9 protein-coding genes are annotated in these 9,517 nt (G+C 61.5%); 8 read left to right on the top strand and 1 reads right to left on the bottom strand.

Annotated features, from left to right (window positions below):
• The 8 genes from REA38_RS10850 to REA38_RS10815 all read left to right on the top strand — a co-directional run.
• A partial coding sequence (locus tag REA38_RS10850; protein ID WP_308885854.1) for an IS3 family transposase occupies positions 1–103 on the top strand: 103 nt, incomplete at its 5' end.
• Between the two features lie 298 nt (positions 104–401).
• Entirely contained in the window at positions 402–1,355 is a 954-nt protein-coding gene (gene cbl / locus REA38_RS10845) for an HTH-type transcriptional regulator Cbl (protein WP_033634950.1), read from the top strand.
• 175 nt (positions 1,356–1,530) lie between these two features.
• On the top strand, positions 1,531–3,099 hold the full coding sequence (locus tag REA38_RS10840; RefSeq protein WP_047571558.1) for an ABC transporter substrate-binding protein: 1,569 nt from the start codon (positions 1,531–1,533) through the stop codon (positions 3,097–3,099).
• Positions 3,099–4,154, top strand: a complete 1,056-nt coding sequence (locus REA38_RS10835; RefSeq protein ID WP_033647742.1) for an ABC transporter permease — start codon at positions 3,099–3,101, stop codon at positions 4,152–4,154. The genes REA38_RS10840 and REA38_RS10835 overlap by 1 nt, the downstream gene beginning before the upstream one ends.
• The gene (locus REA38_RS10830; RefSeq protein WP_043147604.1) at positions 4,151–5,020 is read left to right on the top strand and encodes an ABC transporter permease; all 870 of its coding nucleotides are present in this window, start codon (positions 4,151–4,153) and stop codon (positions 5,018–5,020) included. Before REA38_RS10835 ends, REA38_RS10830 begins: the two co-directional genes overlap by 4 nt.
• On the top strand, positions 5,010–5,858 hold the full coding sequence (locus tag REA38_RS10825) for an ABC transporter ATP-binding protein (RefSeq protein ID WP_308885853.1): 849 nt from the start codon (positions 5,010–5,012) through the stop codon (positions 5,856–5,858). The genes REA38_RS10830 and REA38_RS10825 overlap by 11 nt, the downstream gene beginning before the upstream one ends.
• Positions 5,855–6,526, top strand: coding sequence for an ABC transporter ATP-binding protein (locus REA38_RS10820; protein WP_033634942.1), 672 nt, complete (start codon positions 5,855–5,857; stop codon positions 6,524–6,526). The genes REA38_RS10825 and REA38_RS10820 overlap by 4 nt, the downstream gene beginning before the upstream one ends.
• A 132-nt stretch (positions 6,527–6,658) precedes the next feature.
• Positions 6,659–8,233, top strand: a complete 1,575-nt coding sequence (locus REA38_RS10815) for an ABC transporter substrate-binding protein (protein ID WP_308885852.1) — start codon at positions 6,659–6,661, stop codon at positions 8,231–8,233.
• 312 nt (positions 8,234–8,545) lie between these two features.
• Here the strand turns inward: REA38_RS10815 and REA38_RS10810 are convergent, their stop codons facing one another.
• Positions 8,546–9,304, bottom strand: a complete 759-nt coding sequence (locus REA38_RS10810; protein WP_308885851.1) for an A24 family peptidase — start codon at positions 9,302–9,304, stop codon at positions 8,546–8,548.
• Between the last annotated feature and the right edge of the window lie 213 nt (positions 9,305–9,517).

Below are 9,517 nucleotides of genomic sequence, written 5' to 3'. Positions count from 1 at the left end.
AATAGAGAACTACATTGATTACTATAACCACAGCCGCCTCAGAGAGAAACTAAAAGGCCTGAGTCCGGTAGAGTATCGAACCCAGGCCATGAAGGCCGCCTGAATTTACATCGTCCAACTTCTGGGGGTCAGTTCATGCGGAGCCCTTTTTCATATATCTAATACCTCTATTTAATAACTTTATTCTGCATGATTATTTAAGCCAGTCACTTTGTGTGGTTATTTATCTCGTTATTTTTAAAGCCATTCATCATTTTCCTCCGTCTTCACACCCCGAGAGTCACGATAAATAATTCACTTAGTATTAAATTGCATAACTAAAGGCTATTTCTTATTTGTTCAGCCCCGCAGGACTCCGTATCAATATGGCAGACGCTACCGCAAGAAACAGGGAGACGGGGATGAACTTTCAACAATTAAAAATTATTCGCGAATCGGCGCGCTGCAACTACAACCTGACCGAGGTCGCCAATACCTTATTTACTTCGCAGTCCGGCGTCAGCCGGCATATTCGCGAGCTGGAAGAAGAGCTGGGCATTGAAATATTCATTCGCCGCGGCAAACGGCTGTTGGGCATGACCGAGCCCGGCAAAGAGCTGCTGGTGGTGGCGGAACGCATTCTCAACGACGCCAACAACATCCGTCGCCTGGCGGACGTCTTCAGCAGCAACGATTCGGGGCAGCTGCATATCGCGACGACGCACACCCAGGCGCGCTACAGCCTGCCGGGGGTGATCAAAGAGTTTCGCGCGCTTTATCCACGGGTGCGGGTGGTGCTCAATCAGGGCAGCCCCGAAGAGATCGTCTCGATGCTGGCCGCCGGCGAAGCCGATATCGGCATCGCCAGCGAGCGGCTGATGAGCGACGAGTCGCTGGCGGCGTTCCCGTACTACCGCTGGCATCACACCATTTTGGTGCCGGAAGGGCACGAATTGACGCGCCAGCCGCAGGTGACGCTGGAGATGCTCAGCACCTTGCCGCTGATCACTTACCGCCAGGGCATTACCGGGCGCGCGAAGCTGGATGCGGCGTTCAAAGCGGCGGGCCTGACGCCGGACATCGCGCTCAGCGCGCAGGATTCCGACGTAATTAAAACCTACGTCGAACTGGGATTGGGCGTGGGCGTGCTGGCGGACATGTCGTATGAAAAAGAGCGCGATCGCGGGTTGGTGAGCCTCAACGCCGAGCACCTGTTTGAACCCAATACGGTATGGCTGGGCCTCAAGCGCAGCCAGCTGCAGCGCAACTATGCCTGGCGCTTTATCCAACTGTGCAACCCGACGCTGTCGCTGACCGAAATCAAGGACAAGGTTTTCTCGTCGCAGCTGGATGCGGTGATTGACTACCAGATTTAATCGATAAGCGGCAGGCAACCCCTGCCGCGCATTCCGCATCGCTCCCCTAATAATCAAAATCCCATCTATATACATAAAAAGAATATCTATAGTGATTTAAGTACCTTCAGCTGCCGATCGTGCTCGCATACACTCGCGAAATTATTATAAATTCCATCCGCTTGGAGAGTTTCAGATGAAAGCGCTCGTTCCTTCTTTGCTGTTTTTAGCCGTGGCGGCCAGCGTTAACGCGCAGGCGGCGACGCCGGCCAACACGCTGGTGATCGCGCAGTCTATCGATGACGTGGTCAGCTTTGACCCGGCCCAGGGATTTGAGTTAACCACGGTGCAGTCGTTCAACAGCCTGTATCAGCGTCTGATCCAGTCCGATCCGCACAACCCTATCGATCTCAAGCCAACCCTGGCCAGCAGCTGGCAGGCCGGCGCCGACAATCGCAGCCTGACTTTCAGCCTGCGCCCGGACGCCAGGTTCGCCAGCGGCAATCCGCTGCGGCCGGAAGACGTGATCTTCTCGCTTTCACGGGTGGTAAAACTCAATCTGGAGCCGTCGTTTATCCTGACGCAGCTGGGCTGGAACGCGAAGAACGTGGAGCAACACCTGAGCAAGGTGGATGACCACCAGGTAAAAATCAGCTGGAGTGAAAACGTCAGCCCGGCCTTCGTGCTCAGCCTGCTGTCGGCGCCGGTATCGTCGATCGTCGACGCCAAAGAGGCGCTGGCGCACCAGCAGGGCGACGATCTGGGGCACCAATGGTTGAACAGCCACTCCGCCGGCAGCGGCCCTTACAAAATCCGCACCTATGTGCCGCACGAGGTGGTAGTGCTGGACGCCAACCCAGGCTCGCCGGAAGGGGCGCCGACGCTGAAAACCATCCTGATCAAAAACGTGCCCGATCCGGCCGCGCGCCGTTTGCTGATCGAGCAGGGCGATGCCGATATCGCACGCAACCTGGGGGCAGACCAGATGGCGGCCCTGAAGGGCAAGCCGGGCGTCAAACCCTTGGCCATTCCTTACGCCTCGCTTTATTTCCTGCAGTTCAACGCCAAGGCGTCGCCGGCGCTCGGCAATCCGGCGTTCTGGGAGGCGGCGCGCTGGCTATTCGATTACCAAGGCATCGCCGACGATCTGCTGAAAGGGCAGTTCCAGAGCCATCAGGCATTCCTGCCGGACGGTTATCTGGGGGCGCTCAAGGATCAGCCATACAGCTTCAATCCGCAAAAAGCCAAAGAGATACTGGCCAAAGCGGGGCTCAGCAACGTCAGTTTCCGTCTGGACGTCAACAACCAGCCGCCGTACCTGGATATCGCTCAAGCGCTGCAGGCCAGCTTTGCCCAGGGCGGCGTGAAGGTGGAACTGGTGCCGGGCATCAGTTCGCAGGTCTCTACCAAGGTGAAAGCGCTTAACTACGATGCGACGCTGACTTCCTGGGGGCCGGATTATTTCGACCCTAACACCAACGCCGCAGCCTTCGCCTACAACCCGGAAGACGGCAGCAAGACGCTGGCCTGGCGCGCCAACTGGCAGATCCCGGCGCTGAGCAAGCTGACGCTGGCCGCCACCGCGGAAAACGACACCGCCAAACGGGTAGCCGACTACCAGCAACTGCAAAAACAGGTGCAGCAAAGCTCGCCGTTCGTCATCGGCCTGCAGGCGCGCAGCCTGATTGCGGTGCGCGACAACCTCAAGGGCTATGTGCAGGGCATCAACCCTGACATGGTGTTCTACAGCAAGGTCAGCAAGTAATGGCCGCTGAACTGTCCGCCTCCGCCGGGGCGGCCCGGCGGTATTGGCGCTGGGGCGGGCGGCTGCTCGGCGGCGCGCTGTCGCTGGCGCTGACGTTGCTTGGCCTTCTGCTGTTCACCTTCATGCTGTCGCACCTGGCGCCGATCGATCCGGCGCTGCAGGTGGCGGGCGATCATGCCAGCGAAGCCACCTACGCACAGGTGCGGCATGAGTTGGGGTTGGATCAGCCGTTGCCGGTGCAGTTTTGGCGTTATCTGGTGCACCTGGCGCACGGCGATTTGGGCATTTCGCGCATCACCGCCCAGCCGGTGTTGAGCGATCTGCTGCGTACCTTCCCGGCGACGGTGGAGCTGGCCACCTGCGCCATTATCCTCGGCGCCCTCGGCGGCATTACGCTGGCGTTTCTGGCGGTGCTCAAACCGGGCAGCTGGCTGGATAACGCGGCGCGTCTGCTGTCGCTGATTGGTTATTCGGTGCCGATTTTCTGGCTGAGCCTGCTCGGGCTGCTGCTGTTCTACGCCACGCTGCACTGGTCGGCGGGGCCGGGGCGGCTGGACGACATCTACCTGTACAGCATGGAGCCGCGTAGCGGTTTCGTGTTGATCGACAGCTGGTTGTCCGGCGATCGCGACATGTTCTACAACGCCATCGGCCACCTGTGGTTGCCGGTAGTGGCGTTGGCACTGTTGTCGATGGCGGGCATTACTCGGTTGCTGCGGGCGGCGATGCTGGAAGAGTGCAACAAGGAATACGTGACGCTGGCGCGTTCCAAGGGGGCCGGCCGCCTGCGCATTCTGCTGCGCCATGTGTTTCCCAACGTGCTGGGCACGCTGATCACCGTACTGTCTCTCTCTTACGCCAGCCTGCTGGAGGGGGCGGTATTGACCGAAACGGTGTTCGCCTGGCCCGGCGTCGGGCGTTACCTGACCTCGGCGCTGTTTGCCGCCGATACGCCGGCGATCCTCGGTGCCACGCTGCTGATCGGCACCTGTTTCGTGCTGTTGAATGCGCTGGCCGACGCCTTGACCTATTTAGTGGATCCGCGAACCCGATGAGCCAATATCTCTCTGAACACGAACCGCAAAGCGAGCCGGCCGTCGGTTACCGCCGTGGCCGGCGCCTGACCACGCTGACGCTGGGCACGGCGCTGGTGGCGATTCTGATCGTCACCGCGCTGCTGGCCCCGTGGCTGGCGCCTTTCGATCCCAATCTGCAGCATATCGAGCTGCGGTTACTGCCGCCTTCCGCCGCACATTGGCTGGGCACCGACGGCTTTGGCCGCGACTTGCTCTCCCGCGTGATTTACGGCGCGCGGCCGACGCTGATTCTGGTGTCGCTGATTCTGGTGTTGACCATTCCCATCGGCCTGTTGGTCGGCATTGGCGCCGGTTACCTCGGCGGCTGGGTAGAGCGCATTTTGATGCGCCTGACCGACATTTTTCTGTCGCTGCCGAGCTTGGTGATCGCGCTGGCGTTCGTGGCGGTCATGGGGCCGGGGCTGATGAACGGCGCGCTGGCGCTGGCATTGACCAGTTGGCCGGCCTTTGCCCGCCAGGCGCGGGCCGAAACCCTGGCGCTGCGCCGCAGCGATTATCTGGCGGCGGCGCGCATGCAGGGCATCAACGGGCTGCGGCTGATGGTCGGCCATATTTTGCCTTTATGCCTGCCGAGCGCGGTGGTGCGCGCGGCGCTCAGCCTGGGCGGCATCATCCTGTCCGCCGCCGGTCTGGGGTTCCTCGGCATGGGCGTCGCGCCGCCGACCGCCGAATGGGGCTCGATGGTGGCTGAAGGCAGTAAAGTGATTTTCGACCAATGGTGGGTCGCCGCCGCGCCGGGCGGGGCGATCCTGTTCGCCAGCCTGGCGTTTAACCTGCTGGGCGATGGCCTGCGCGACAAAATGGATCCTCGTCATGGGCACTGATAACACCTTATTGACCGTCGAACGGTTGGCGATCGGCGTGCCGGGGCCACAGCCGGTGGCGCTGGTGAAGCATATTTCGTTCAGCATGGGACGGGAGCGGCTGGCGCTGGTCGGTGAGTCCGGCTCCGGCAAATCGTTGACCGCGCGTGCGCTGATGGGGCTATTGCCGCCGCCGTTGCAGCTGCAGCTGCAGGCGCAGCGCCTGACGCTGGGCGATGAAGACTTGACGCGCCTGAGCGAGCGCCAGTGGAGCCGGCTGCGCGGTGATCGGGTGGCGATGGTGATGCAAGATCCAAAGCATGCGCTGAATCCCAATCAGCCGATCGGCCGTCAGGTGGAGGAGCCGCTGGTGCTGCATGCGAAGCTGAGCCGCGCCGAGCGGCGTGAAAAAGTGCTGGAAATGCTGGCGGCGGTGGGCTTGCCCGATCCGGCTGCGCTGTGCCGCCGCTATCCGCATCAGCTCTCCGGCGGCATGGGGCAGCGGGTGATGCTGGCCATTGCGTTGATCAACGATCCCCAGCTGTTGATTGCCGATGAACCGACTTCGGCGCTGGATCACCAGATGCGCGATCAGGTGCTGCAGCTGATAGAAAACCTGGTGGCGCAACGCAATATGGGGCTGATCCTGATCAGCCACGATTTGCAGCAGGTGGCGCACCACTGCGAGCGGGTGCTGGTGATGTACAAAGGCGAGCTGTTGGATCAGCTGCCGGCAGCAGAGCTGGCGCAGGCCACGCATCCTTATACTCGCACGCTGTGGGCGTGCCGGCCGAGCCGCGAGACGCGCGGCAAACCGCTGCCGGTGCTGGATCGCGCGCTGTTGGAGACGTTGAAATGAGCGTGATCGCACTGGAGAACCTGAGCGTCAGTCACCGCCAAGGCTACGAACTGCGCACCGTGGTGCATGAGGTTAACCTGCGCATCGAGCCGGGCGAGTGTTTCGGGCTGGTGGGGCCTTCCGGCTGCGGCAAGTCCTCGTTGCTGTGGGTGCTGGCCGGGCTGAATGGCAGCTGGCAGGGCGGCTTTGAGTTGCTGGGGCGGCGCCTGCAGCCGGGCCAGGCGTTTACCGGCGAACTGCGGCGCGAGGTGCAGATGGTGTTTCAGGATCCCTATGCTTCGCTACACCCCAAGCACCGGCTTTTGCGTACGCTGTCGGAGCCGCTCAAACTGCTGCAGGAAAGCGACATCGAACGTAAAATCAGCGCGGGCTTTCGCCAGGTGGGGTTGGATCCGCGCCTGCTGGAGCGCTACCCGCATCAGCTGTCGGGCGGCCAGCGTCAGCGTGTGGCGATCGTGCGCGCATTGTTGCTGCGGCCGAAGCTGCTGTTGCTGGATGAGCCGACCTCGGCGTTGGACATGTCGGTGCAGGCGGAGATCCTCAACCTGCTAAACGAGCTGAAACAGGCGGGCGATCTGACGATGGTGCTGGTCAGCCACGATGCGGACGTGATTGACCACATGTGCGATCGTTCGGTGGCGATGGCGCACGGCCGCATCATCGTTTGACCCTATGTCCGCCAACGCGGCGGGCATATCCATCCTGGTAATAAATAAAGCAATTTATCGTCGTTCTTCCGTTAATTCTTACCCCCTACACTCGAAAAACAGCGCAATTGCGTGATAGTGGAGAGTGTATCGATGAAACGGTTAATCCCAACCTTATTGTATGGCGCGCTGGCGGCCGCGTTCGGTGCGCAGGCCGCCACCCCGCAGGACACCTTGGTGGTGGTCAGTTCGCTGGAGGGCATTATCAGCCTCGATCCGGCGGAGAGTTTTGAAACCGTCAGCTCGGCCAATCTGGTCAATCTCTATCAGCGCCTGGTGGCGCCGGATCGCGGTGCGCCGCAAACGCTGGCGCCGGACGCCGCCGCCAGTTGGCAAGCGGGCGCCGATGGCCACAGCCTGATCTTTACCCTGAAACCGCAGCAGCGCTTCGCTTCCGGCAATCCCCTGCGGCCCGAAGACGTGATTTTCTCGCTGGTTCGTGCGGTGAAGCTGAACAAGGCGCCGTCGTTTATTCTCGGTGAGTTTGGCTGGACGCCGGATAACGTTGAGCAGCAGCTGAAGAAGGTGGGGGATAACCAGGTACAACTCAGTTGGCCCGCCAACATCGGCAGCGAGCTGGCGTTGCGGCTGCTGACGGCGAATGTGGCCTCGATCGTGGATGAAAAGCTGCTGAACGAGCACGCGCAGCAGGGGGATTACGGCAATGCCTGGCTGCGCGGCCATTCCGCCGGCGGCGGCCCGTATCGGGTGAACAACTATGTGCCGCACGAAGCGCTGCTGTTTGGCCGCAACGACTATGCGCCGTCGCCGGCCCGGCTGAAAACGGTGTTGTTCAAGAACGTCAGCGACGCCGGCACCCGCCGTTTGCTGTTGCTGAAAGGGGATGCCGACGTGGCCTACGATCTGGGCGCCGATCAGTTCGACTCGCTGCGCAACGCGTCTGGCGTGCGCATCGAGCAGGCCGATGCGCCCCGGGTCTATTACCTCGGCTTCAACACCGGCAGCAAAGACAACCCGGCGCTGGGCAATCCGGCGCTGTGGCGGGCGGCGCGCTGGCTGGTGGATTATCAAAGCATCGCCGAGCAGCTGCTGAAAGGGCAATATCGCGTGCATCAGGCCTTCTTACCGCAGGGATTGGACGGGGCGCTCGACGATCGGCCGTTTACGCTCGACGTGGGCAAAGCCAAGCAGATCCTGCGCGATGCCGGTATTGCCGAAGGTACGCGCCTCGATCTTATCGTCATCAATCAGCCGCCGTACACTGACATCGCACAGGCGCTGCAGGCCAGCTTCGCGCAGGCCGGGCTGCGGCTGGATATCCATCCGGTGGTGGAGAGCGACCTGTGGGGCAAAATGCGCGGCCGCGATTTTCAGGCGATCTTCACCTACTGGGGCGCCGACTACCTGGATCCGAACACCAACGCCAGCGCCTTTGCCTACAACGTGCCCGGTGGGCCGAAAACCCTGGCCTGGCGCACCCAGTGGGGCATTCCCGCCATCAGCGCGGAAACGCGTGCCGCGGCCGCAGAGGACAACAGCGCCGCGCGCCGCGCACGTTATGCCGCGCTGCAACGGGAACTGCAGGCCAGCTCGCCCTATGTAGTGGCGCTGCAGGGGCAAACGCTGGTGGCATTGCGCGACAACGTCAAAGGTGCCCGGTTGGATATCGCCAACAGCATGCTGTATCTGGATCGGGTCAACAAGTAGCGCTAACGCCGCGCACCTGGCCGAGCTTTCTGTCGCACCAAAGGCCGCCCGTGCGTGAAATCGCTTGTTGCTGCAACCTGGAATCGTGAGAGGTTTTGTCAGGATGAAATAAAATGAAATTTCATAACGTGCTCACATGGCGCTGATAAATTGGCGCTGAAAGGCGGCGTTGTTTACGTCTTTCATCTCGGTCGTCCGCAATGAGGCGGACACATCACCTCAGGAGATATTATGGACAATAACGGAAACGCTTCAGTGGAGCGCGCGGCAACCTTGCTCGCCGCCGGTGGGGTTGTGACGCCGGAACAGTTTTTATGGTTTCCAGCCACTGGCCAATCCGGCAACGGCCAGCACGGCAGAAGTGGCCGGATTGCTCAATCGGCTGATCGAGACGCTGAAGAACTCACCGAACAACGCCGGTGCGTTCTGGCCGGCGTTCATCAAGAGCAACAGCCAGCCGGCGGCCGCCAAGGCGATGCCGAAAGGTTGCGGCGTTCGCCAGGCGCGACGGTTGTGCAGGCCGTGCGCCAAGGCCATGCCTAATCCGAACACTGCCGCCAGGCAGACCAGCAGCGGCAGCATCGTCCAACCGAGCCAGGCGCCCAGCGCCGCCAGCAGTTTGAAGTCGCCCTGGCCGATGCCGTTACGCCGCCGCAGCTGCCGATAAAGCGCGTTGAGCAACCACAACGCCCCGTAGCCGGCGGCGGCGCCTATAACTGCATCGTCCAGCGGCGCCCAGCGAGCGTCGAGATTGCACAGCAGCCCGCCCCACAGCAGCGGCTGGGTCAGCCGGTCCGGCAGCCAGCGGTGGCGCCAGTCCAGCCAGGCCAGGGCGATCAGCAGCGCCGCGGCCGGCGGTAACCACAGTCGGTGTGCTGCCGGCGGGTCGAAAGGCAGCGTCGCCAACGCCACACCCAAGGCCGTCAGCAGCAGGCTGCGGCGGCGCAATCTCGGCGGGCTGGCGCGCACGGCCGCCGTTCGCTCCAGCCGGGTGATGAGCGCGAAGGCGACCATTCCTGCCGACAGCAGCGCGGTAAAAAACAGCGCGTGCCACAGTGAGAAAAGAAACATCAAGGCTCCGTCAGTCGTGAAACAGATGTTTAAAATAACGGCAAAATGCGTATTTCATCGGAGTGAAATGCGGTGGATTGTGAGAAATGCGCAGTCGTGCGCATCGCCACTTTAGGTATTGCAGAGTGATACAATGCCATGCGCGGTGGCGCGCAGCAGTGGGTTGCTGCGCTTTTTATCGGCAAAATCGGCGCTAAAAGGGTGTGAATTCAC

The sequence above is a fragment of the Serratia sp. MF1(2023) genome, assembly GCF_030954545.1.
GTDB classification, from domain to species: domain Bacteria; phylum Pseudomonadota; class Gammaproteobacteria; order Enterobacterales; family Enterobacteriaceae; genus Serratia; species Serratia sarumanii.
This window is presented reverse-complemented; position numbering and strand designations above follow the sequence as displayed.